Origin of the sequence: Streptomyces sp. PCS3-D2, assembly GCF_000612545.2 — a bacterium.
Classification (GTDB): domain Bacteria; phylum Actinomycetota; class Actinomycetes; order Streptomycetales; family Streptomycetaceae; genus Streptomyces.
Genome location: NZ_CP097800.1, coordinates 3,663,411 through 3,687,798 on the forward strand (window position 1 = coordinate 3,663,411; position 24,388 = coordinate 3,687,798).

A 24,388-nucleotide genomic window follows, 5' to 3' on the forward strand; every position below is an offset into this window, starting at 1 on the left:
GATGTAGCTGGCAGCATGGAGTCTGGCACCTTGGTGTCACTCTGCTGCGGGCCCCGCCCAGGGGCTCGGCGGTTGCCGGGACCCGCATCGTTGCCCGTGCTCCCGCGGGAGATGCCGACATCCGTAGCCGAGAACTGCGCCGCCCGTGCGTACGGCAGCGCGGCGTCGCCCAGCTCCGTCAGGGTCACCTACCGGCCGAACCGGTCGAGCAGCCGGTGCCCGAGTTCCTGCTTCGAGCCGGCGGACTCGGAGACCAACGGCGGGCATTCGATCACGCTGAGATCCTGCGGCGCCGGGAACTCTTCAACAACCTGCGCACGCTCACCGCCCTCACCGCGTTCGCTCCGCTGACCACCCTCTCCCTGAGGCAACCGCCGGCCGGCCGGAAGCAGCCGCAGACCGCCTCCGGACCGCAGAAGAACCACTGAACCGGTCTGGCCGAAACCCTCCAGCAGAAGGACGATCAATGCAGGTGCAGTGGCGGCACGACCAGGACCACGGCGAGGAGGCGTGGCCTCATCCGCGGAAGCGTCTGGGTCTCGAACCATCCGCCGGAAGGGAGCATGTGACGGCGAGCCGTGCCGGGGGGCGGGATCGCCGAGTTCCGCCGGGTCAATGCCCGGGTTGGCAAGTTCGACGATCTGGTCGGCGACGGCCTTGACCTCATCACGCACAACCTTCGGGTAGCCGACTCGGTTCTGACGAACTCCGGCCAACCGGTGCTGGAACGTGCCGGCGCATTCCTGCCCTTCACCGCGGGCGGCGCCATGACCAGCGCCGCGGACACCAGCACCACCCTGCTGGACAGCAGCGCCCAACTGGGCCCGTTCGTAGGCGGAATGGTGTTCCTCGCCTTGATCGCGGCGAAGACAGCGGCAGCGGTGACAGCATTCCAACGGCGCGACGCCTGAGATCGTCCGACCCGGAAGGGTCTCGTCCCGACGCTACCGGGACGAGACCCTTCCTCACGATACGGCGGCCCCGTCCTCGCCAGCGACCCGGCCACCACCCACTTCGCCGGCGCCACGCGACAGCGGAGCAGGCGGTGCCTGGTCCGGTGCACTCAGCCGGTCGACCGCGAGCTCGCCAGAGCGCGACCCCCGAGGGCGGTCGCGATCAGCCCCACCAGCAGGCCGCCGGGAGGTCCGGCGTCGGCACCGAGGACGCCGGCAGCACGAAGGCGGGCACGCGGCAGCCCACGTCCGCTCGCGTCACCACTCGGTGATGAGCGGCGCGTCCGGTTCGTGCTGCCGCCAGGCAGCGGTGAGGCGGACGAGCCGGGAGGGCGCGGCGATGCCGCGCACCGTTGCGATCCTGCCGCCCGTGATGTCGAACGTGACGGCACCGACGACCTTGTCTCCGGGCACGAAGAGGATGGCGGGGGCCCCGTTGACGAGCGCGTAGTGGACGGCGGAGACCCCTCCGGCAAGCCGCTGTTTCGCGGGTGTCGAGGTGAAGCCGGCCCGCGCGATGGCGGCGATGCGCTGCGGAGTGTCGTACCGCAGCAGCTTCTCGGTCAGGCCCGCGCCGTCGGAGATCGCGGTCGCGTCATCGGTGAGCAACGCCACCAACTGTTCGGTACGGCCCGAGGAAGCGGCGGCGAGGAACTCCTCGACGATCCTGCGGGCGGATGCCGGGTCGAGTTCGCCTCCGCCGCGGCGCGCGGTGGTGATGCGGTGCCGGGCGCGGTGGAGGTGCTGCTGGCTTGCGGACTCGGTGATGTCGAGGATCTCGGCGATCTCGGCGTGGCGGTAGGAGAACGCCTCCCGCAGGAGGTAGACGGCCCGCTCGTGGGGTGAGAGGCGCTCCATGAGGGTCAGCATGGCCAGGGAGACCGACTCGCGCTGCTCGAAGGTGTCGGCCGGGCCGAGCATCGGGTCGCCGTCCAGGAGGGGTTCGGGCAGCCAGGCGCCGACGGTGCGTTCGCGGCGGGCCTGTGCCGAGCGGAGCCGGTCGAGGCACAGGTTGGTGGCGACCTTGGTCAGCCATGCTTCCGGCACCCTGATGAGCTGCCGGTCGGCGGCCTGCCAGTGCAGGAACGTATCCTGCACGGCGTCCTCGGCGTCGGCGGCCGAGCCCAGCAGCCGGTACGCCAGCGAGGCCAGCCGATTGCGGCTGGCCTCGAACCGACTGGTGTCGAAGCGGTCGATGGCGGCGCTGTCCACGCGAATCAGCCTAGTTACCGACCACCCGGCTGCGCGACCGCGTTCTCGGCCGGGACATCCGGCCCGGCGGCCAGACGACGCCGGCGCGTGCGCAGCCCGCCGGCCAGACACAGCGCGACACCGAATCCGAGCCAGGCCGTGAGCACGAGGACGCAGTGGGCGGAGCCGCGACCGTCGAAGAAGGCCGTGGAGCGCAGCAGTTGGCCACCCGCCCCGGGCGGGAGCAGTTGGCCGAGCGCGCCGGACCGGCCGGGCAGCATCTCGGGGGCGGTCGGGGTACCCGACAGGGGATTGCCGATGAGCATCATGGTGGCGGCTCCGAGGCCGAAGCCCGCGAACCCGAGCAGGGCCCCCAGCCCGATGATGCTCAGCGATGTGGCCGCCATGGTCAGGGCGATCGCCGCGGTGTTGGCGGCGTAGGAGCCGCCCAGCGAGCCGAGCCAGAACTGCAGGATCGCTGCCACGGCCAGGCCGCCGGTGATCGCGAAGGAGACCGCCCCGACGGCCTGGCGGGCAGTGCCGCGGACGAGCCTGGTCAGCAGCAGTGCGGCGAGGAGACTGCCCATGACCAGGGGCAGGGCTCCGGCGGCCAGGCCGGCACCGCGCGGGTCGCCGGACGGCATGGGGACGAGGTCGCGGACGGGGGGCGTCTTAGGGGCACCCTGAGCCTGCGCCTGGCCGAGCCCCGCCGCGACGCCCTGCAGGGTCTGGGCGAGCGCCGTGCTGGCGGCAGAGGCCGTGATGACGTGCGGGGTGCCGGAGGTGGCATCGATCGCGCCGTACACCTCCCGGTCGCGGATCAACCGTTCGGCGGCCGCGGTGTCGGCGACCTCTCGGATCGCGAAGCCGTCCGGCAGGCGTCGGTCCAGGGCGGTGCTGAGCTGCTCGACCGCCGCGGCCGGTCCGGCGACGGCTATCGGCACGTCGTGCGCGTGTGACCGTACCGACGGCCAGGCGAAGGTGGTGAGCAGCACACTGACGATCGCCGTGAGCAGGACGACTGTTCTGGCCACGGTCGGCCAGGACGACGGCCGTGTGTCGGCCGCGCGGGGGACGGGACTACCCATGCTTCCTCCTCGCACAGACAGTCTTCTTCGCGTGGTGACGGGGGCCGCGGCCGCCCGGCCCGGTGCCGGGATGCCGAGGCCGAACGCCACCACGCCCGGAAGCGACACGGACGGAGTGATCCGCCGTCGGCCTCGAACCCGCCGGTGTCGAAGCGAACGGCGGGGCTGTCGAGGGCGGCTACGCGGCTGCCTTCTCGGTGGACTTGTCCGGTACGGCTGCCAGGTGGCGCTTGCGCTTGGGCAGGCCGAAGGTCGGGTGCGAGGTGGTCCACAGCGACATCCTGAGGATGCCCGCCTTGATCCGCGCGGCCTTCCGGCCGCCCAGGTACTTCGGCTTCGCCTGCGCTTCGCCGTCGACCATCTGCAGGATCCCGTCCCGCCGCCCGAGGCTGATGTGGTTGCCGTGGTACTCCAGCTTGACGTTCGGAATCTTGCGGCCGGTCAGCCGCCCCACGATCGCGACCGTGGCCTGCATGCCGGTGTAGCCGGCCGAGGCGCAGGACATCGGCAGCGGCCGACCGTTGTCGCCGAGGGCGTAGGCGCTGTCGCCGACGGCGTACACGTGCGGGTGCGACACCGAGCGCATGGTGCGGTCGACGACGACCCGGCCGTCCTCGGTGACGTCGAGGCCGGCCTCGGCGGCGATGAGGCCGACCGCGAACCCGGCCGTCCACACGGTCGCGTCGGACGCCAGCGTGCTGCCGTCGGCGCACAGCACCCACTTCGCCTCGACGGCGCGGACGTCGGTGTGCTCCAGGACGGTGATGCCCAGTCGGTCGCAGGCCTGCCGCAGGTGGCCGCGGGCCCCGGCGGAGAGCGCGGCTCCCAGCTCGCCACGGGCAACCAGCGCCACCGACAGCCCGGGCCTGGATTCGGCGATCTCGGTGGCGGTCTCGATGCCGGTCAGCCCGTCGCCGATGACCACCACCCTCCCGCCTTCGTCCCGCCTGCCCGGGCTGTCCAGGCTGTCCAGGCGTTCGCGCAGGCGCAACGCCGCCGGACGGCTGGTGACGTGGAAGGCGTGCTCGGCCACACCGGGGACGCCGTGGTCGGCGACGTGGCTGCCCAGCGCGTAGACGAGCGTGTCGTAGCCGACCTCACCGCCCCCGTCGGCGTCGGCCACGGCGACGACCCGGCGCTCCGGGTCGATGCCGGTGATCCGGGCCGGGCGCAGGCGTATCCCCGTACCCGCGAACACGTCGGCGAGCTGCGGGGCCTCGATCTGCTGGCCGGCCGCGAGCTGGTGCAGCCGCAGCCGCTGGACGAAGTCCGGCTCGGCGTTGACCACGGTGATCTCGGTGTCCGCCGGGGACAGCCGACGGGCCAGGGTCCCGGCGACGTAGGCCCCTGCGTAGCCGGCTCCGAGGACGGCGATGCGGTGCTTCATGTGCTGCTCCTGTCGGTCGGTTTCGCGTGCTGTCGCCGGCTTGAGCGGAACAGCACCCGGATTGCTGACAGGAATCGCATGTGACGTGAGTCACAGATCGACGGAGGTGCCGCCCTGCGCCTCGACCGCGGCCGGACGGAGGCTGCCAGGCGGTCGCGAACCCGCCCCGCGGCGACAGCCGTCCGAGGGGGAGAAGCACCCCGCGGACGGTCGGCCGTGACGCCGGGACTGCCGCCCGGACCTCACGGACCCGGATCGTCAGGACGCTGCGAACCGGTACGTGAGATGGGTGACCCGCGGCGAGTCGACCACCCCGGCGGGTTCGAGGCCGAGGGCCGCCGACACCCCGTCGAAGAGCCGGACGCCCGCGCCGAGGACGAGGGGTGCGAGATGGATCTGGAGTTCGTCCAGGAGTCCGGCGTCGATGAACTGCCGTACGGTGTCGGCACCGCCGGAGATCTGTACGTCCTTGCCCCCCGCGGCCCTGCGAGCCCGCTCCAGCGCGCTGCCGATCCCTTCCGTCACGAAGGTGAAGGTGGTGCCGCCCTGCCGCACCCACGGTTCCCGCGGGGTGTGGGTGAGGACGAAGACGGGGGCGCGGAAGGGCGGCGGGTCGGACCAGCCGACCTCCCCTTCGGCGAACATCCGCCGGCCCATGATGTAGGCGCCGGCCCGGTCGAAGTTCGCCCGGACGATGGCGTCGTCCTGATCGGTCTGCCCGCCCTCGGCGTTCTGCCGGGCCCGCCAGCTCTCTACGCCGAAGACCCATTCGTGGATGCGCATTCCGCCGTCCCCGAGCGGGTTGTCGGGGCCGGAGCCGGGACCGGCGATGAAGCCGTCCAGGGACATGCCCAGGCTGGCGAAGACCTTGCTCACGCCTGCTCCCCGGAGCTGAAGAACCCGGTCAGGACCGGGGCGAGGTGCTCGGGGTCGATGGCGTGCTCCTCGCCGGGGAAGACCCGGAGGGTGAAGTTGTCCTTGAGCGCGGCGAGTTCCCGCGCGCCGGTGAGCATGTGCGGCGGGCCGGCGTCGCCGCTGCCGACGAGAACGGGAACCGTCACGGACTGCCAGCGGTCGGCGGGCAGGGGACGGCCGGACATGGTCTCGCCCATGATCCGGCCGTCGTGCGGCAGGGTCCGGGCGTTGGCCTCCATGCCGGGCCAGAACGGGGCCTGCCGCATGCCGGCGACGGCCTCGGCGGACACACCCGCGGCCGCGGTCAGGAAGTACGCCGCCGCATCGCCGTACGCCCCCTGTTCCAGCAGCTCCTCCAGCCGGGCGACGTAGTCGGCGGGCAGCGGCGGACGACTGTCGTCGGTGATGAAGGGCGGCTCGTACAGGGCCAGCCGGGTCACGGCGCTGCCCCGGGCGGCGGCCTCCAGCGCCAGTACGGCGCCGGAGGACATGCCGAAGAGCATGGCCTCGCCGCCGGCGTGCCCGATCAGCGCGTCCAGATCCTCTACCTCCCGCTGCACGTCGTACGCCGGGCCGTCGCCGCTGTCGCCGCGCCCGCGGCGGTCGTACGTGATCACCGTGAAGTGCTCGGCGAGGAGACCGGCGAGCTCCGCCGACTCGTGCCGCGTCATGAACGCGCCCCCGACGAGCACCACCGCAGGACCCGAACCCTGCTGCTCGAACGCGATGGCCGTGCCATCGGCCGAGGTGACCTTCCCCATGTGAACCCCCATGCGTAGGCGGCACGGCCGGAGGGCCGCGCCGTATGGAACTAGACGGTACAGTACCGAAACGAGTACTGGTCAGTCCAGTACTCTTCGGGGGCGGGGATACGGAGTGGAGAGGGAGTCGAAGATGGACGGCCGTTCGGCACGCAAGCACCAGGCGATCCTGGATGCCGCAACCACCGTGTTCCTGGACAAGGGGTACTCGGGGACGAGCATGGACGACATCGCGAAACTGGCGGCGGTCTCCAAGCAGACCGTCTACAAGCACTTCGCGGACAAGGAAAAGCTCTTCGCCGAGATCGTCATGGCCACCACCGACCGCATCGACGGCATGATCGACCTCGTGGCCGACGTACCCGCCGACGCCGAAACCCTGGACGAGGACCTGACCCGCCTCGCCCGCCGATTCCTGACGACCCTCACCCAGCCCGGGGTCATCCAGCTGCGTCGGCTGATCATCGCCAACGCCGACACCTTCCCCGCGCTGGGAGCCGCCTGGTACGAGCACGGGTTCGAGCGGGTCCTGGCCACCCTGGCGGCCACCTTCGAGCGCCTGACCGGCCAGGGGGCGCTCAGGACCGACGACCCCGTGCTGGCCGCCCACCACTTCGCCGGACTGCTGCTGTGGATCCCCGTGAACCAGGCCATGTTCCACGGCGGCGCCCGGCACACGGAGGCCGACCTCGACCTCTACGCGACGGCCGGCGTCCGCACCTTCCTCGCCGCGTACCGGGCGCCGGGCCCAGCGCAGCCCGTGGGCGACGGCGGACCGGCCTGACGGCCGGAGGGCACTTCGGCCCCTCGGGGCCTCCGGGCGCCGGGCCGGGCGGCATGTGTGAGACTCCTCTCAACGATCACTCGGGGGGGGATGGCGTTGAACGCGCTGTTGAAGAGGGTGTGGATCGGGCTGGCCGTGGCCCTGATCGGGAGTCTGGCCGCCGCGGCCTTTCCGGACCTCATCCAGAGGGACGACACCGGGCGCATCCGCCTGGGGGCGCCCGCGCCGTCGCCGTCCGCGTCGGCGCCCACGCCGGAGTCCACGTCGCCGCCCCTGCCACGGGACGCCGTGGACGAGGCGATTCAGACCGCGATCGGCGCGGCGGGCCTCGACCCCGCGCAGGGCCGGCCGCTCGGCCCGACCGGCGCCGACTCGGACAGGACCGGCTGGACGGCCGTCCGCGAACGGACCTCCGCGGTGTCGGAGATGAACGCGATCTGCGCCGACCTGGAACGGCAGGGCTGGACGCCGAACCCGAACGGCGACCGCCCCGACCTGTCCCGCAGCTACCGGCGCGGGAGCTGGTCCCTGCTGGTGAGCACGCGCGGGAAGACCCTGGCGCCGTCCACCACCTCCGCCCTGACCGACTCGCAGACGTACCTGACCGTGGTCGGGTTCCGGCTCAACCTGTCCGACATCCCCCTCCCCGAGATCACGGTCCGCCTCGGCTGACCCGCACGGAGAAGCCCGCGCCGCCCTCGCGGGACCCCGCCCCGGCGCCCGGGGCCGGCCGGGGCGGGGTCCCGCCGGCACTCCCCCGGCCACGGACCATCGTGCGGCGGGGCGCGATGCGGGAGCGGCGGACGGGACGCGGCGGGGCGCGGCGGTGCGCGGCGGTGCGCGGTGAGCAGGTCGGTCATGGCGGGGCCTTCCGCGCTTCGTCGTGGTCACCCGTATGACCGACGACGAGGCGGGCGGTCATCGCCCCCGTCCCTGCGCAGGCCGGGAGGGCTTCCGCGGCCCGTTCGGGCCTGCCAGGACCCGGAGGAGCATGATCGCCCTGCGGCAGGGTGCGCGCGGGCCCGGCCCTCGCCTCCGGGCGGGCAGGGCGCCGGCGGGCCGCCTGCCGGGCCGGTCCGGCGCATCATGGACGGGGAGGCGGTGCGCCGCACGGGCGCATCGTCGTCGACGCGCGGAACAGCCACGTTCCCGTCGGTTCCGCGCCCGTACCGGTGTGCCGGTGAGCGGAGATCAGCACCATGTCAGCTGCCGACCGGGAGGCCGTTCCCGAGGGCGTTCGGCCGTCTGCCGCCCCAGGCGGCGCGGCGTCGTACGGGAGGCCGATGAGCCAGGCGATCCGCGACGCGCTCGTCGAGCTGGACGCCGTCACCGGCATCGTCTACCTGCTGGACCGGGGCCGTCGCCGACTGCGGGCCACCCTGATCGGCGGCTCCCCTCCGGTGATCTTCACCATGCCCGAGCAGATCCCGGTCGACGCTCCCTACGCCTCGGCGAGGGCGTGGCGGACCGGCACGGTCGTGGTCATCGGAGAGCCCGAGACAAGGCCCGACGACCCGGGGCTCGCGCGGCTGGTCCCCTTCCCCTATTCGGTGATGTCCACCCCGCTGTCGGGCGGCGGCCACCGGTTCGGCGCCCTGACCGTCGTGCGGCTCCCCACTCGTGACGGCACCCTGGGCATTCCGCAGCGCCGCAAGCTCCGCGCCATCGGCGACCGGCTGGCCGCCCGTCTGACGGCGGGCACGGCAGGCGGCGGTCCGCCGGACCCCCCGGATCGCCCGGTGGTCTTCTCCGTCGATTCCGTTCCGCCGCCGAGCGACGGCGAGCCGTCGGGCGGCTGGGGACTGCCCGGGATCCCCGGTTCGTACGAGACCACCCTCATGTACCAGCTGCACAAGCTGTCCGAAGCGCTCAACAAGGCCGCGGACATGGATGCCGTGGCCGACGTGGCCCGGACCGGCATCATGGCGCCCTATCGGGCCGGGTCCCTCGTCATCACCGGGTTCGGAGGCGGACGGCTCTGGGTCACGGCTCACCACGGCACCGCCGCCGGCTCCCTCCGCTCGGTCCACGGAGCCTCCGCCGAGGCGCCGTCCCCCTACGCGGACACGCTGCGCGGCAGGGACCTCCGGCTCTTCTCCGACCGCGCCGAACTCCTCGCCGCCTATCCCGACGCGCCCGACGACGGCTGCCGCGCCTGGGCCTTCCTTCCCCTGCGCGCGGGCGACACCCCGGTGGGGGTGTGCGCCCTCGGCTTCCCGGCCGAGCGCCACTTCACGCCGGAGGAGCAGGCGACGGCGATGATGATGGCGAGCCTGCTCGCCCAGGCCCTGGAGCGCGTCCGGCTCGGGGAGAAGAAGCACGCCATCGCCGAGAGCGTCCAGAAATGGCTGCTCCCGCGCATCCTGGGCGACCTGCCGGACATCGTCACGACCGCGCGATACCTGCCGGCCGCCTCGGCCTCCGGGATCGGCGGCGACTGGTACGACGTCATCGCCCTGCCGGACAGCCGGATCTGCCTGATCGTCGGCGACGTCGAGGGCCACAAGGTGGAGAGCGCGATGCTGATGGGACAGCTGCGCAGCGCGATGCTCGCCTACGCCCGCGAGGAGCACGGCCCGGCAGCGGTGCTCAGCCGGACCGGGGACCTGCTCGCCGCGCTGGAGACCGACCTGCTGGCGACATGCTGCCTCGTCCGGGTGGACGCCGCGCAGGGAACGGCCGAGGTCGCCTCGGCCGGCCATCCCCCACCGCTCCTGCGGCGTCCCGACGGCAGCCTCGACACCCCGGACGTGCCCGTCGACGTGCCCTTGGGGGTCCACTCCGGCGTGGCGTACCGGAGCGTCGAATTCCTTCTCGAACCGGGCACTCTGCTCCTGCTCTACACCGACGGCCTCACCAGTGCCCGGGACGCCGACCTGATGCCCCGGGTCCGGGAACTGCTGGCGGCCGGGCCTCCCGCCACCGAACACAACCTGGAAGGCCTCGCGGACCGGCTGGTCGCCGCCCTGCCCGCGCCGCCGGAGCGCCGCGACGACATCGCCCTGCTCCTGGCACGCTACGAGGGCGCACTGCCGCGCCACCGGTACCGGTTCGCCCGCATGGAGGTCCGCCGGCACGACCTTCCAGGTGTTCGGGCCGCACGGAGGTTCGTCCGCGAGAGCCTGCACGACTGGGGCCACGGGGACGTCGCGGACGCGCTGGAGCTCATGGCCTCGGAGGTGGTGACCAATGCGCTGATCCATGCCGACAGCCATGTCGACCTGCGCCTGCGCGAGGGCCCGGACCACATCCGGCTGGAGGTGCGCGACTCCGACGTCACTCCGCCCGTCCCGTCGCCGGTCTCCGTGTCCGGCGAGGGGAACGCCCGGGCCGAGCACGGACGCGGCCTGCTCATCGTGGAGAGTCTGGCGAGCGCGTGGGGTACCTCGCCCAGTGGCCGCGGAAAGACCGTGTGGCTGGAACTGCCGATCTGAGCTGCTCCGCTGCGCCCGCGCCCCCGCGGGGGGTCACCGGGCATCGACGCCGGGCACCTCCCGCTGGAGGGCTGCCCGGGTCTCCGGCCCGTACGAGCCGCGCGGATCTCCGGTGAGGCGGCGGCTGCTCTGGTAGGCGGCGACCGCGTCGGTCAGCCGCTGGTTGTAGGCGCCGTTCAGACGGCCTTCGTACAGGCCGAGCACCCGTAGCCGGTACTGCAGCTCGGCGACCTCGGGACCGCTCGCACCGCAGCACAGGTCGGGGGGCCGTCGGCTGGGCGACGGAGTCTCGGGCCGGCCGGCGGACGGGCACGGCGCTCCGGGAAGGTGCGGTGTGACGCACCGGGGGGCGGGGCCCTGCTGCGGGGTGGCCGCGGGTCTGGGCGGGGTGACGCCGGGGCGCCCGGACGGCTGCTTCGCCGCATCGGGGGGACCGGCGGCGCCCTCCGTGCCCTCGGCGGCCGGGGTCGGTGGACCGCCGGGGGACGGCGCGGTCGTGGGATCGACGGCGGGCAGCGGGACGGACGTCGGCTCCGACTCCACCCGTTGCGCGGTGGCGCGCGGATCCACCTGTGGGCCGCCGAGCACCGCCGCGCCGACCACCGCCGCCATCACGGCCATCACGGCCATCAGACCCACCGCCCCGGCCGACCGGCGCCCGCCGGCACGCCGGTGCGACGCCGGCCGCCTGCCGCGGTTCCGGCGCGGCCCCGGCACGTCCCCGGGTGCGGCGGCCGCGCCGGTGAGGGGGCGCGGGCCGACCGGGGTCAGGATGAGGGTGTCGTCCCCGAGCGGGTGGGGACCGACCGGGGTCAGGATGAGGGTGTCGTCCCCGAGCGGGTACGGACCACCGGGGGCGGGGGGAGTCCCCTGCCCCGCTGAGGGCGCGGAACCGGCCGGCGGGTGGAGCGCGGACACCGCCGCGCCGGGGTGCGGCGGGAGCGTGCCGGCGGCGCGGTGTTCCCGCGGCGGACCGTGGTCCGGCCGCAAGGACACGTACGGCTGCATGATCCCCAGCACGCGTCCCGGGGCGTCACCGTGCGCCCCGGCCGGATCCGGTTCGGTCCCGTGCCGGTCCTCGGCAGCGGCCGGGGGCCCGTGTTGCGCCGCGCCGACGTAGGGGCGCACCCAGGTGCGGGCGAACGGTTCGCGGTCGCCGGGCGCGGTCGCCCCGCTTCCGGGGCAGGGACAGTCCGTGCCCCGGGTCGCTCGGGTGGCGCCGCAGCGTGGGCAGGTCGACGGGGACACGTGCGTACATCCTCTTCTCGGAGGCCCTTCGGACGGGCCTCGCCGAACGTGCGGCCGTCGTTCCGGGCAGGCGGCACGGCGTGCCACCGGCCCGGAAGCCGGCCTGGGGCCGGATCCGGCTCCGCGCGGGGCGGCCCGGCACGGCCGGATCCAGGGGTCAGCGGCCGGTGCGCCGGTGGCGGCCGCCCCGCAGCAGGAAGAAGCAGAGGAGGAGCAGGGAGGAGGCGGCGACTGCCGTGCTCAGCACGGTGGCGGTGGCGCCGGCGTCGTCGGCGTCGTCGGCGGCCGGGCGTGCGCCGTCCGCGCCGCGGGCGTCTGCGGTGCGGGCGTCCGCGGTGCGCGATGCCCCGTCCTGCGGAGAGCCGGGCCCGCCGTGTCCCGCGCCGGCCCGGGTGAGGGATCCGGTGGCGGCGGACGCGGGTCCGGCCGACCCGCGCAGAACGCCGTTCTCCCGCACGCCGTCCGCGGCGGTCGGCAGGGCCACCGCACTCGTGCCCGCGAACAGCGTCGCCGACACGGCCACCGCTCCGGCAAGCCGATTCAGGCTGAGTCCCATGATGCTCCGCACTCCGTTGGACCGTTGCTCCTCACGAGCAGAGAGCGGCGCGTGCCGCCGGACCTCCCGGCGCTTTGCGGATTCTTTACCCGTGGGAGTCCGGCGCGCGGTGCGCCTGCCGGGGCGCGGGAGGACCGGCGGAGCCGCCGTCCGGCGGGTTCACCAGTCGGTACGGAAGTGCAGGGACGGCGAGAGGTAGTAGTGGGGACTCGTCGCGATCAGCGGGTCGTGCGCCTCCCCCCGGGCGGCGGGAGCCCACTGCTTGAGGCCGAGGTACATGTTGTCGCTGGTGAAGATGCCCGCGGTGCCCTTGTCGTCGTGCCGGTTGATGCTCCAGACCTGCAGCGGGTTGGTGGCGTCGCAGAGGGCCTGCCGCACCGGCGCGCCGCTCGCGGTGCTGCCGGTGTGGGTCAGGCACATGCCGGTGCCCCCGTTGCGCAGCATCACCCGACGGCGCTTCTCCTGCGCGATCACGTCCCACTCCTGGTACGCGGCGCCCGTGCACGCCGCCTCCCGCGGCTGTACTCCCGCCTGCCCGCTGCCCCCCGGGATCTCCATGCACATCCCCGTCGCGTCGATCCGCAGCCGGGTGCGTTCGCCGGGGCCGGCGGGCGCGACGACGGCGGCGGCGGCCTGTGCGGTCCGCGCGAGGGGGATGCTCGGCACCGCCGAGGGGGAGGAGCCGGGGGCGGGGCTGCGGGTGGCCTCGGGAGTGGCGGCGGGTCCCGCCGTCCCCGTTGGCAGCGACGGCCCGGACGTCTCGCGGACGACCGGCGGAGCGGCCCTCCTGGTGTCGGCCCCTTCCGGGACGACGACGTAGGCCAGGGCGCCGATCGCCGTCGCGGCCGCCAGTGAAACGGCGACGAGCTTCGCGGCGGGGAGTCCGGCGGCCGCGCCCGAGCCACCGGCAGCCGCGCCCGAGCCACCGGCGGCCGCGCCCGCACCTCCCGCGGCGGCGGCCGTGACGGCGTACGAGGAGAGGTACTTCTCGGCGCCCCACAGCAGCACGGCGCCGGGCAGCACCACGCGCAGCCGGGAGTTGATCTCCGTCAGGTCGTGGAACGCCTTGCGGCAGGAACCGCAGTCGCCCAGGTGGCGGTCCAGTCGTCGCCCGGCGGTGCGTCGGCCCCGGCGCACCGCCGCGGCCATCAAGGGGCTGTGACGGCGGCATTCGTGCGATGCCCGGGGGCCGTGGGCGTGCTCCGAGAGGTAGGCCTCGCGCAGCCCCTCCCGGGCCCGCTCCGCAAGGGACCACACGCCACTGGCGCTCAGGCCCATCATGGCGCCGACCCGCTGGGCGCTCTCCTCCTCCACCAGCGTGTGCCACAGCACGGCCTGCCAGCGTTCGGGCAGCGCGCGGAAGCCGCGCAGGACCAGGTCGTCCTCCTCACCGCGCAGGGCGAACTCCTCACCGCCCCCGGTGTGCGGTACGGCCTGCTCCCAGCGTTCGACGTCCTCGGTCAGCTCGGCCCGACGGGCCGTGTCGGCCCAGGCCATGGCCGTACGCCGGACGACGGTCAGCAGATACGGCCGCCAGGGCCCCGTCGGCCCCCCGCCCGACCGCACCGCCTCCAGCGTCTTCGCGAACGCCTCGGCCGCAAGGTCCTCGGCGGTGTGCGCGTCGCGGCAGCAGGTGCGCGCGTACGCCAGCACGGCGGACCGATGGCGGGCGTACAGCTCCGCCATCGCCCGTTCCTCCGCACCGCCGCGTATCGACTCCGCCAGTTCCTCGTCCGACCGCTCGGCGACGGACAGCCCCGCGTGCTCAGTCATTGGTGCTCCTGAAATCGGGCCGGACGGCGCAGTGCGTGGTGCTCCGGGAGGACCGGGCGGCAGCCCCGCGCAGGAGGCTCGGCGGCAGCTCGATTCCGTTGCGCCCTACCGGAATCCAGAGTTCCGGCAGGCGTCGTCCGACGAGAATAGACGTACGTTCCATGGGTGGGGCGTCCGCGATGTTCCGAGGGCGCCGAAGGGGGTGTGACGGCGGGTGCGGTGCGGGGCCGCCGCCGTTCGGCCGAACGGCGTCGACCCCGCCCCGCGCGGGGCGGTCTCGCAGAGAGCCTCGGCCGCACCGGGGCCGAGGATCCGGCGCGCGGGCGATCGGGGGCGATCACCCGGTCCGGGGGCCCGCCCTCCGGCGCCGGACCAGCACGGTCCCATCCGCCGTCGTCCATGTACTTCCTCAACCTTCTTCTCGCGAGGCGTTCAACTGGACCGATGCGCTCCGCTCCACCCCCTCCCGCGGCGTTACCGAACCGTTATCCACATGCGAGCGGGGCGACCCTCCGGAGGCGGGACGGGGCCGCCCGCGCCGATGGGGGACGCCGCGCGTCCGCAAGCTGCCACCCCGCGTACGCGTGCGTACTGTGTTCATATGGGCTGAATCAGGCGGATTCATCACCTATGGCGCCGCCGCGGTGGCGGTCGGTCCGGGCTCGGAAGGCCGCGGGGCGGTCGGTGAGCGGGACGAAACCGACGAAGCGGGCCACAGGCATCGGCCGGGGCCCGTGCACAGCGGGGCCGGACGTCGGCACGGAGGAGGCGGAGGAGGCTCCCCGCCTCGCGTGCGCGGACCGGTCACCGTGAGAACCGGGTGGTGATGATGCGATCGTCGTTCCGTGCCCCAGGACCCGGCGCCGGTATGGAGCAGGTGGAAGCCCTCATGGCCGACGTGGTGCGCGAGACCGGCGCATCGGCCGGCCTGCTGTACCTCCTGCCGCCCGGCGGCCGGCTGCTGTGGCTCACCCTGCTGTCCGGTGTGTCCCGGCAGATCGCCGCGCCCTGGTCCCGCTCCTCGGTCGACGCCGCCACCCCGGTCACGGACGCCATGCGCCAACGCCGTCCGATCTGGCTGGAGAGCGGCGAGCAGGTGGCGCGCCGTTACCCGCAACTGGGCATCGTCCTCCCCTACGACTTCGCGCTCGCCGCGGTTCCCTTCCTCAGCGGCACTCGGGCGTGGGGCGGCCTCGCGCTGGTGTGGCCCGTCGAACAGCCTCCGCACCTGAGCAGCCGCCTGCGCGCGACCGTCACCGCGTGCTGCCGGCGCACGGCACTCGTCCTGGAGCGGGCCGCCGCCCAGGGGGACCCGCTGCTGCCTCCCGAGGAACCCCGCTACCTTCCGGCACCGCCCGAGGCGGCCGACCCCGACCGGGCCGCGGCCGCACTCGGGTTCACCGAACGCCTGCCCCTCGGCTGCTGCGCACTGGACCTGGAGGGCCGGCTCACCTTCCTCAACTCCGCGGGCGCCGATCTGGTGGGCGCCGATGCCGCCTCCCTCAGGGGGCTCCGGCCGTGGGAAGCAGTGCCGTGGCTGCACGTACCGGTCAGCGAGGAGAGCTACCGCGCGGCGGTGGTCACCCGCCGGCCCACCTCGTTCACCGCGGTGCGCCCCCCGGACCGGCCCCTGCTCTTCCAGCTCTACCCCGACGACAGCGGCATCAGCGTCCACATCACACCCGCCCCGCGGCGGACGGCCGCCTCACCGGCCCCGCCGTCCGACGAGTCGCTCGGCGCCCTCGGGCTGTACCACCTCACCCACCTGGCGGCCGCCCTCGCCGAGGCCGCCAGCGTCAGTGACGTGACCGACGCGGCCGCCGACCAGATCGTGCCCGCCTTCGGCCCGCAGGGCCTGGTCCTCATGGTCGTCGAGGACGGCCGCCTGCACGTCATCGGCCGGCGCGGCTACAGCACGGAGTTCGTCGACCGCCTCGACGGCACGCCCCTGGACTCCCGTACCCCGACGGCGTACGCGCGGGCCACGGGCGAGCCGCTCTTCTTCCCGGACTTCGCCGACTTCCGGCGCGCCTACCCCGGCGCACCCCGCCACGACGCCAGGAACGCATGGGCCTTCCTGCCGCTGACCGCCTCCGGCCGCAACACCGGATGCCTCGTGCTCTCCTATGACCAGCCCCGCCCCTTCCCGCCGGCCGAACGCGCCCTCCTCGCCTCCCTCGCCGGACTGATCGCCCAGGCCCTGGACCGCGCCCGCCTGTACGACGCCCAGCACACCCTCGCCCACACCCTGCAGACCGGCCTGCTTCCCCCCGCGCTGCCCCGGGTCCCCGGCCTCGGCGTCGCCGCCCGCTACCAGTCCGCCCGCCACGGCATGGACATCGGCGGCGACTTCTACGACCTGATCCACACGCCCACCGCCACCACGGCGGCGATCGGCGACGTCCAGGGCCACAACACCGCCGCCGCCGCGCTGATGGGGCAGGTCCGCACCGCCGTCCACGCCCACGCCGCCGCCGGCGCCTCACCCGGAGAACTCCTCGCCCGCACCAACCGCCTCCTGACCGACCTCGACGCGGGACTGTTCACCAGCTGCCTGGTCGTCCGGCTCGACCTCGCCCACCAGCGCGCCCGGCTCGCCACCGCCGGACACCCCTCACCGCTGCTGCGCCACCCGGACGGACACACCGAAGTCCTGAACCTGGACCCCGGACTCCTGCTGGGCATCGACCCCGACGCCGACTACCCCACCACCGACATCCCGCTCCCGCCCGGCGCCGTGCTCCTGCTGTACACCGACGGGCTCGTGGAGGTCCCCGGCACCGACATCGACGACACCACCGAAGCCCTCGCCCGACACCTCGCCCGGACCCCGGTCCACCACCTCGACGACCTCGCCCAGAGCCTCCTGCGCCACGCCGGGCACCCCGCCCGCAACCACGACGACATCGCCCTGCTGCTCATCCGCCCCGACCCGTGACGCGGGGCAGACGGGCAGGCGCGCAGGCGGGCAGGCGGGCAGGCGGGCAGGCGGGCAGCACGAGCGACCGGCCGACCGGCGGCGTACGGGAGGCGTTCCGCCGGGTGGGGTGCCGGTCGCCGTGTCGGCGTGGGCGGCGGCAGTGGCACCACGAGGATGTTGGCCGACGTTTCCCGGGAGCTCCCGCGAGTACCGTGGGAGGGGCATCCGGGGGCCGCACCGGCGGATGGGGATGACAGGCGTGTCGACATCGAGTCACGAAACATTCGGCGCACCCTGCTGGGTCAGCCTCATGGCCCGCGACGTCGGTGCCGCACAGGCCTTCTACAGCGCCGTCCTCGGCTGGCGGTTCGGCGGCGACCGGCTCGGCGAGGGCTTCGCCGTCGGGTTCAGTGACGGGATCCCGGTGGCCGGACTCGGTTCGGTGCCCGCCGGTGTCACGGTCCCCGTCACCTGGACCCCGTACTTCGCCGTCGACGACGCCGACGTCACCGCCTCGCGCATCCTCGAACGCAGCGGGACCGTCGCCGTCGGCCCCCTCGCCTTCGGTACGGGACGCGCGGCGCTCGCCGCCGACCTCGACGGCGCGGTCTTCGGGATCTGGCAGGGCGACGCCATCCCCGACTGGGGCATGGGCGGGGAGGCCGCGCCCGCCTGGCTCGAACTGCGCACCAGGAACGCCTTCGACGCCGCGATCTTCTACGGCGAGGTCCTGGAATGGGCCGGTGCCCACACCGGGTGCTGCGAGGTCGCCTACGTGGAGGAGGACAACCGCATCCTGCTCCGCCACGCGGGCCGCACGGTGGCCCGCCTGCACGGCGGAACGCTCGCCCAGGCACCCGACCCGCACCTGCGGCCGCACTGGCACGTCCACTTCCGGGTGCCCGACCCGGAGACCGCGGTGAAGGCGGCGACCTCCCTGGGCGGCAGCACCGTCTCGGTGGCGGACGCCGGTCCCGGCCCGCACGAGATCACCCTGAGGGACCCGGAGGGCGCGCTGTTCGGGATCGTCGGGCCGGACGTCGCCGTCCCCTTCTGACCGGGCGCCGTCCCCGTCCGATCCCCCCCCCGTCCCCCGCCCCTCTGTCCTTCGGCAGAGGGGCGGATCGTCCGCGCGGCCCATGCCGGCGCGGAATCCGGCATCGATACTGGTCGGCGTGGGACCCATCAGCCTTTCGCCGCACCCTGCCCGCGGCCGCCCGGTCGCGCGGACGGCCGGTGCGGGCCTCGCCGGCCTGCTCGGCCTGGGCGTGTACGCGGTCGTCGGCCGCCTCGGGTTCCTGCCCCACCCGTCCCTCCAGCTCGCGGTCCTCGCCGTGGGCACCGGGCTCTTCGCGCTACGCCGGCGACTGCCCGGGGCCGTGCTGCTCACGGCGCTCGCCGCGCTGGCCGGAGCGGTGCCGGCCGTCGGGCCGGTGACGGCCGCGGCCGCCTACTGCGTGGCCCGCCGGACGGCCCGGCCGCGGCTGCGGGCCCGGCTGCTGGCCTGCGCCGGGCTCCTCCTGGTGGTCTGCGCGACGGCGGCCGGGCCGTGGCTCGGCCCCGGGTCGGCGGCGTACGGGCTGGCGCTCGGCCTGGCCCTCGCGCCGACCGCCGTGGTCGTCCCGGGCCTGGTGGGCACGGCGCAGGGGCAGCAGGGCCGCCTGGTACGGGCGCTGCGCGAGCGCGGTGACGCGGCCGAACGGGCCCGCCGGCTGGCCGACAGCGAGGCCCGCATCCACGAGCGGTCCCGTATCGCCGCCGAGATGCACGACCTGGTGGGCCACCGGCTCAGCCTGGTGTCGCTGCACGCCGGAGGGCTGGAACTGGCTCTGGAACGGGCCGCGCCGGAGCTGCGCGAGGAGGCCGTCCTGGTGCGGCGCACCACCCGCGACGCCATGCGCGAGCTGCGCCAGGCCCTCGGCGTGCTCGGGCCGCTCGGCCGCGACACCGGGCCCGATCCGCTCACCGACGCCACCGGCACGCGCACCGACATCGAGGCGCTGGTCGCACAGTCGCGCGACGGGGGGATCGCGGTGCGGCTCGACTGGATGGGACCGGACCTCGACGCCCGCCCCGCACCGGTCCGGCGGGCGGTGCACCGCGTCGTACGGGAGGGCCTGACGAACGTGCACCGCTACGCGCCGGACGCGCACGTCACCGTGGCGGTCCGGCACGGCGGCGGGCAGGTGCGGGTCGGTGTGCGCAACGGGGCGCGCCCCGGGCCGCCGGCGCCCGTGGCGGAAGCAGGCACCGGGCGCGGCCTGACCGGACTGCGCGAGCGGGTGGAACTGCTCGGCGGGACGTTCGAAGCCGCCGCGCTGCCGTCCGGCGGTTTCCGGGTGGCGGCGGCCCTGCCGGCCGAGCCCGCGGGCGGCCCCGCCTCCGGGCGCACCGCATCCGCGCCAGACGCCTCCCGGCCACCGTCCACCCTCGAAGCGCCCGTCACCGGACCGCCCGCGGCCGGACCGCCCGCGGCCGGGCCCGACGGGCGCGGGACCGCTGCGTTCCTGACGCTCGGCCTGGGGCTGGCCGCGCTGTCCGCGCTGATGGTCGTCGGGATCGCCTTCGTGTACGCCGCCCAGCCGTCCGGCCGCACCGGGCCCGCCCCGCTGCCGCGCGTCGGCATGACGTACGGGGAGGTGTCGGCGCTCGGCGTTCATGACAACGGCGCGGTACGGGCCGCTGCCACCGGCCACGAGCCGCCGCGTCCGGCCGGTGCGGCGGGCTGCCTCTACCCCTTCAACGGCGCCACGGAGCGGCGCCCCGGCGGCCTGCTCATCGCCCGCTACTGCTTCGACGCGGCGCAGCGGCTGATCGCCGTCGACCGGTTCGACGTCCCGGCCGTCCGGGACTCCACTCCCTGGGAGATCCCGTGACCGAGCCCGTCCCGCCCACCGGACCCACCGGGCCCGCCCAGCCCGCCCGGCCCCTCCGGCCCGTCCGTGTCCTGCTCGCCGACGACGAGACGATGATCCGGCACGGCGTCCGCCTGATCCTGCGGCATGCGGGTGACATCGACGTCGTCGCCGAGGCCGCCGACGGACGGCAGGCCGTCGCACTGGCCGCCGCCCACCTGCCCGACGTGGCGCTGGTCGACATCCGGATGCCGGTGTGCGACGGCCTGGCCGCGATCGCACCGCTGCTCGCCCTCGATCCCGCGCCGCGCGTGGTGATGCTGACGACCTTCGGCGACGAGGACAACGTCCTGACGGCGCTGCGCGAGGGCGCCGCGGGCTTCCTCCTGAAGGACGAGGGCCCGCAGGAGCTCATCGCCGCGGTACGCGCGGCCGCCGCGGGCGACTCCGTGCTCTCCCCGGGCGTGACGGGGTCGGTGATCGCCCGGATGCTGCGCGTCGGCGGCCGCGACGGCTCCGGGTCCGCACCGGCGCCCGCGGACGAGCGGATCGCGCGGCTCACCGCACGGGAACGAGAGGTCCTCTCGATGCTGGGCGAGGGTCTGTCGAACCAGGACATCGCCGGACGGCTCGGCATCGGGATCGGCACGGTGAAGACGCACGTGGGCGCGATCCTGGAGAAGACCGGCTCGGCGAGCCGGGTACAGGCGGCCCTCCTCGCCCACCGGACGGGCCTGGCCTCCTGACGGCGGCCCTGCGCCGGCCTCTGCCCGAAGGCGGAGGCGGCCCCGCCCCGGCTGTGCCCGAAGGCAGAGGCGGCGGGCCCCCCGCCTTCCTCGGGACATAGCTCAACTCCCGCCTCCAGCACGATGTCCGCGCAGGTCAGGACGGTGAGCATGGATGCGTCCCCCGGTCCGGCCGCCCTTGTCGGGTGCGGACCATCGCTCCTCGCACCCGAGGCGGAGTCCCCATGTCTCAGTTCTCTCCTTCCCCCGAACCGGCCGCCCGCGCCACCGGTCTGACCAAGGTGTACGGGAAGGGGGACACCCGGGTCACCGCCCTGGACGCGGTGACGGTCGACTTCGCCCGGGGCAGGTTCACCGCCGTCATGGGCCCCTCCGGATCCGGCAAGTCCACACTGATGCACTGCCTGGCCGGACTGGAAACGGTGACCTCCGGCTCGGCTCGCATCGGCGCCACCGAGCTGTCCTCGCTGAACGACCGGCAGTTGACCGCACTGCGGCGGCACAAGGTGGGCTTCGTCTTCCAGGGGTTCAACCTGCTGCCCACCCTGACCGCACTGGAGAACATCACGCTGCCGCTACGGCTCGCCGGGCGCCGGCCCGACGCCGCCTGGCTGGAGGCCGTCGTCGCCACCGTCGGGCTGGCGGGCCGGCTGGGCCACCGCCCGGCCGAGCTCTCCGGCGGCCAGCAACAGCGGGTCGCGGTGGCGCGGGCGCTCATCTCCCGCCCCGAGATCGTCTTCGCCGACGAGCCGACCGGGAACCTCGACTCGCGCTCCGGCGCCGAGATCCTCGGCTTCCTGCGCGACTGCGTACGGGAGTTGGGGCAGACGGTGGTGATGGTCACCCATGACCCGGCGGCCGCCGCCTCCACGGACCGGGCCCTGTTCCTCGCCGACGGCCACGTCGTCGACGAACTGCACGAGCCGTCCTGCGCCGCCGTCCTCGACCTGATGCTCGGGGTCGAGGACGGGCGCGGGAACGGGGACGGGGACGGGCGCGGGATGCACCGAGAGGGCGCGGGCCACCGCACCCGCTGACCGGCTCACCGCCCCCCGTCTCCCCGTCTCCCGGCACCCCGCACCCCGCACCCCGCACCCTGAAAGCTCCTCATGCTGCGAACAGTCCTGCGCAACCTGCGCGCGCACACGGCCCGTCTGGCCATGACCGTCCTCGCGGTCTGTCTCGGTGTCGCCCTCGTCTCCGGCACCCTCGTCCTCGCCGACTCCTCCGCCGCCGCCTACCGCGCCGCCGCCTCGAAGAACTTCGCCGGCATCGCGGTGACCGTGACCCCGAAGGACGCCCCGGACGCACCACCCGGCGAAGACCGCACGAGCGTCCTGGACGACGCCCTGGTACGGAAGCTGGCCGGCGTACCGGGTGTCGCCGCCGTACGGCCCGCCGCCGACGGCTCGGCCACCCTGTCCGCCTCGGACGGCACCCCGCTCCGGGCCGGCCGTGCCTGGGCCAACCTCGGCGCCGCCCACGTACCCGGCGCGGACGGCCGGGACAGCCGCTACCCGCTGGTCGAGGGCCGCGCACCACGCACCGGCGGGGAGATCGCCGTGGACCGCGGCACGGCCGCCGCCGGCCGCTTCCGCCTCGGCGACACGATCACCCTGGCCACCGACGGCCCCGTGATGGCCAAGCGGCTCGTGGGCATCGTGACCACGCAGGACACCCGGGTCACCGCGGGCGGCACCCTCGCCCTGTTCGACCGGGCCACCGCCCAGCAGCTGTTCGCCTCACCCGGCCGGTACACCGGGATCGACCTGGCCGCCGCGCCCGGCACGAGCCAGGCCGAACTCTCCGGCCGGGTGGCCTCCGTACTGCCCGCCGGGCGGGCCGAGGCCACCACCGGCGCCGCCCAGGCCGCCGGGCAGGCCCTCTACGTCGGCACCCTGACCCGGGGGCACGCCAAGCTGCCGCTGGTCTTCGCCGGGATCTCGCTGTTCATCGGCTCCTTCCTCATCGTCAACACCTTCACGATGCTGGTGACCCGGCGCACCCGGGAGATCGCGCTGCTGCGGGCGATCGGGGCCTCGCGGCGTCAGGTGACCGGCTCCGTGCTCGCCGAGGCCGCGCTCGTCGGCCTGGTCTCCTCCGCCGCCGGATTCCTGCTCGGCCTCGGGGTCGCGGCCGTCCTGCCCGGCCTGCTCAGCACCGCGCAGGACGCGCTGCCCGACGGGCCGCTGGTGATCGGCCCGCGTCCGGTGGCGGCCGCGCTCGGCGTCGGCGTCGGCGTCACGGTGCTCGCCGCATGGCTGCCGTCCCGCAGGGCCGCGAAGGTCGCGCCGGTCGAGGCGATGCGCTCGGCGCACCGGCCGCCGTCCGCGACGCGCTCGCGGCTGCGCGCCGCCGCCGGGCTGGTCCCGCTCGTCCTCGGCGCGGGGCTGCTGGTGTCGCTGAGCGGGGTGAAGGACGCCTCGGTCCGCAACCTCCAGGACGCGATGCTCGCCTGCGGCCTCCTCGTCGTCGCCCTGATCGTGCTCGCGCCGCTGCTCGCCGCGCCGGTGATCCGGCTGGCGGGCCGGGCGGTCGACCGGTTCGGGGCCGTCGGCCGGCTCGCCCGGGAGAACGCGCTGCGCGACCCGCGGCGCACCGCGGCCACCGCGTCCGCCCTGATGGTCAGTACGGCGCTGGTGGCCGGGCTCGCGGTCGTCGGCCACTCCACTGCGCAGGCCCTGGACCGGCAGGCCGCGGCGGGACTCGGCGCCGACTACGTGATCGGCACCCGCACGCCCACCGCGGGCATCGACCCGGACGCCGTCCGGCGGGTGGCCGCCGCCCCCGGGGTGCGGACCGCGGCGGCCGTCGCGGACGTGTCGCTGTTCGTCGGCGGCGGGGTTCGTCGGATCGCCGGGGTGGACCCGGCCGTCGTGGACGCGGTCATCGAGCTGGACTTCGTCGACGGCTCCGCGAAGGGGCTCGGGCCGGGCCGGATCGCCGTCTCCGCCTCCCTCGCCCGGGAGCAGGGCCTCGCCGCCGGCGACCGGGTCGCCGCCCGCATCGGACGCGGCCGGGACCTGACCCCGTACACGGTCGTCGGCGTCTACCAGGACAACCCCGTGGCCGGCGACGCGCTCGGCGACCTCGGCGAGGTGCGGCAGCACGGCGTCCTGCCCGGATCCGCCCAGCGGGTCCTGGTGCGCACGGACGACGGCGCCGCCTCCGACGCCGTCGGGAAGCGGCTGCGCACCGCGGTGGGCGGCAACCCGCTGCTGAAGGTCCAGGACCGGCAGGCCCTCGTCCGCGAGGCCGCGGGCAGCGTCGGCGACCTGCTGACCCTGATGTACGGGCTGCTCGCCATCGGCGTCGTGATCAGTGCGCTCGGCATCGTGAACACCCTGGCCATGTCGGTCGCCGAGCGGACCCGGGAGATCGGCGTGCTGCGCGCCATCGGCATGGATCGGGCCGGTGTCCGGCGGATGATCCGGCTGGAGGCCGTGATCGTCGCCGCCTTCGGGACCCTGCTGGGACTGCTGGCCGGCGTGTTCAGCGCCTGGGCCGTCGGCTCGCTGGCCAACGGCGCCATGACCCACTACGCGCTGGTGGTCCCGTGGGGAACCCTGCTGCTGGTGTGTCTGCTGTCCCTGGCGATCGGCGCGGCGGCCGCCGTCGTCCCCGCCCGACGGGCGGCGGCGCTGAGCCCGCTGCGTGCGGTCTCCGACGCGTAGCAGGCCGAAGGGCCGTCACCTGGAGGGCCCAGCTGAACAGGCGCGTCCCGTGGCGGTCCGGGTCCAATGGCAGGGCGCGGCCTTCCGCCGCGCCCCGTCGCTG

19 protein-coding genes are annotated in these 24,388 nt (G+C 74.8%); 11 read left to right on the top strand and 8 right to left on the bottom strand.

The window, feature by feature from the left end:
• Positions 1-215: 215 nt before the first annotated feature.
• Positions 216-428, top strand: a complete 213-nt coding sequence (locus AW27_RS15895) for a hypothetical protein (protein ID WP_037920709.1) — start codon at positions 216-218, stop codon at positions 426-428.
• A 150-nt stretch (positions 429-578) separates the two neighbouring features.
• Complete coding sequence (locus AW27_RS15900; RefSeq protein ID WP_037920705.1) at positions 579-911, top strand: hypothetical protein; 333 nt, start codon at positions 579-581, stop codon at positions 909-911.
• A 300-nt stretch (positions 912-1,211) separates the two neighbouring features.
• Here AW27_RS15900 and AW27_RS15905 read toward each other — a convergent pair whose 3' ends face one another.
• From AW27_RS15905 to AW27_RS15925, 5 genes are all read right to left on the bottom strand, one after another.
• The gene (locus AW27_RS15905; RefSeq protein WP_172671309.1) at positions 1,212-2,165 is read right to left on the bottom strand and encodes a sigma-70 family RNA polymerase sigma factor; all 954 of its coding nucleotides are present in this window, start codon (positions 2,163-2,165) and stop codon (positions 1,212-1,214) included.
• Positions 2,166-2,179: 14 nt separating this feature from the next.
• On the bottom strand, positions 2,180-3,232 hold the full coding sequence (locus AW27_RS15910) for a hypothetical protein (RefSeq protein WP_052030368.1): 1,053 nt from the start codon (positions 3,230-3,232) through the stop codon (positions 2,180-2,182).
• Between the two features lie 178 nt (positions 3,233-3,410).
• Complete coding sequence (locus AW27_RS15915) at positions 3,411-4,619, bottom strand: NAD(P)/FAD-dependent oxidoreductase (RefSeq protein WP_037920703.1); 1,209 nt, start codon at positions 4,617-4,619, stop codon at positions 3,411-3,413.
• Positions 4,620-4,877: 258 nt separating this feature from the next.
• Positions 4,878-5,495 carry a dihydrofolate reductase family protein gene (locus AW27_RS15920; protein ID WP_037920701.1) on the bottom strand — a complete coding sequence of 206 codons (618 nt, stop codon included), beginning with the start codon at positions 5,493-5,495 and terminating at the stop codon, positions 4,878-4,880.
• Positions 5,492-6,295, bottom strand: coding sequence for an alpha/beta fold hydrolase (locus AW27_RS15925; protein WP_037920698.1), 804 nt, complete (start codon positions 6,293-6,295; stop codon positions 5,492-5,494). The genes AW27_RS15920 and AW27_RS15925 overlap by 4 nt, the downstream gene beginning before the upstream one ends.
• Positions 6,296-6,428: 133 nt before the next feature.
• On the opposite strand from AW27_RS15925, the gene AW27_RS15930 reads away from it, so the two are divergent.
• The 3 genes from AW27_RS15930 to AW27_RS15940 all read left to right on the top strand — a co-directional run bounded on the left by AW27_RS15930 (position 6,429) and on the right by AW27_RS15940 (position 10,513).
• Positions 6,429-7,079: a TetR/AcrR family transcriptional regulator gene (locus AW27_RS15930; protein ID WP_037920696.1), complete on the top strand. Its 651-nt coding sequence runs from the start codon at positions 6,429-6,431 to the stop codon at positions 7,077-7,079.
• Between the two features lie 90 nt (positions 7,080-7,169).
• Positions 7,170-7,751, top strand: a complete 582-nt coding sequence (locus tag AW27_RS15935) for a hypothetical protein (RefSeq protein WP_157840215.1) — start codon at positions 7,170-7,172, stop codon at positions 7,749-7,751.
• 611 nt (positions 7,752-8,362) lie between these two features.
• A complete protein-coding gene (locus AW27_RS15940) occupies positions 8,363-10,513 on the top strand; it encodes an ATP-binding SpoIIE family protein phosphatase (RefSeq protein ID WP_037921403.1) in 2,151 nt (716 codons plus the stop codon).
• 33 nt (positions 10,514-10,546) lie between these two features.
• On the opposite strand, the gene AW27_RS15945 is transcribed toward AW27_RS15940, so the two are convergent.
• The 3 genes from AW27_RS15945 to AW27_RS15955 all read right to left on the bottom strand — a co-directional run bounded on the left by AW27_RS15945 (position 10,547) and on the right by AW27_RS15955 (position 14,090).
• Positions 10,547-11,761: a peptidoglycan-binding domain-containing protein gene (locus AW27_RS15945; protein WP_052030367.1), complete on the bottom strand. Its 1,215-nt coding sequence runs from the start codon at positions 11,759-11,761 to the stop codon at positions 10,547-10,549.
• 157 nt (positions 11,762-11,918) lie between these two features.
• Positions 11,919-12,317: a hypothetical protein gene (locus AW27_RS15950; RefSeq protein WP_157840214.1), complete on the bottom strand. Its 399-nt coding sequence runs from the start codon at positions 12,315-12,317 to the stop codon at positions 11,919-11,921.
• 159 nt (positions 12,318-12,476) lie between these two features.
• Entirely contained in the window at positions 12,477-14,090 is a 1,614-nt protein-coding gene (locus AW27_RS15955) for a sigma-70 family RNA polymerase sigma factor (RefSeq protein ID WP_052030366.1), read from the bottom strand.
• 868 nt (positions 14,091-14,958) lie between these two features.
• Between AW27_RS15955 and AW27_RS15960 the strand changes: the two genes are divergently transcribed.
• The 6 genes from AW27_RS15960 (at position 14,959) to AW27_RS15985 (ending at position 24,285) form a co-directional block, all read left to right on the top strand.
• Entirely contained in the window at positions 14,959-17,028 is a 2,070-nt protein-coding gene (locus tag AW27_RS15960) for a SpoIIE family protein phosphatase (RefSeq protein WP_236647604.1), read from the top strand.
• Between the two features lie 292 nt (positions 17,029-17,320).
• Positions 17,321-18,067, top strand: coding sequence for a VOC family protein (locus tag AW27_RS15965; RefSeq protein ID WP_037920686.1), 747 nt, complete (start codon positions 17,321-17,323; stop codon positions 18,065-18,067).
• Positions 18,068-18,185: 118 nt separating this feature from the next.
• Positions 18,186-19,886 carry a sensor histidine kinase gene (locus tag AW27_RS15970; protein ID WP_236647603.1) on the top strand — a complete coding sequence of 567 codons (1,701 nt, stop codon included), beginning with the start codon at positions 18,186-18,188 and terminating at the stop codon, positions 19,884-19,886.
• 92 nt (positions 19,887-19,978) lie between these two features.
• Complete coding sequence (locus tag AW27_RS15975) at positions 19,979-20,611, top strand: response regulator (RefSeq protein WP_052030494.1); 633 nt, start codon at positions 19,979-19,981, stop codon at positions 20,609-20,611.
• Positions 20,612-20,835: 224 nt separating this feature from the next.
• The gene (locus tag AW27_RS15980; RefSeq protein WP_052030365.1) at positions 20,836-21,648 is read left to right on the top strand and encodes an ABC transporter ATP-binding protein; all 813 of its coding nucleotides are present in this window, start codon (positions 20,836-20,838) and stop codon (positions 21,646-21,648) included.
• Positions 21,649-21,720: 72 nt separating this feature from the next.
• Positions 21,721-24,285 (top strand): ABC transporter permease, encoded by a 2,565-nt coding sequence (locus AW27_RS15985; protein WP_037920683.1) that lies wholly within the window; start codon positions 21,721-21,723, stop codon positions 24,283-24,285.
• The last annotated feature ends 103 nt before the right edge of the window (positions 24,286-24,388 follow it).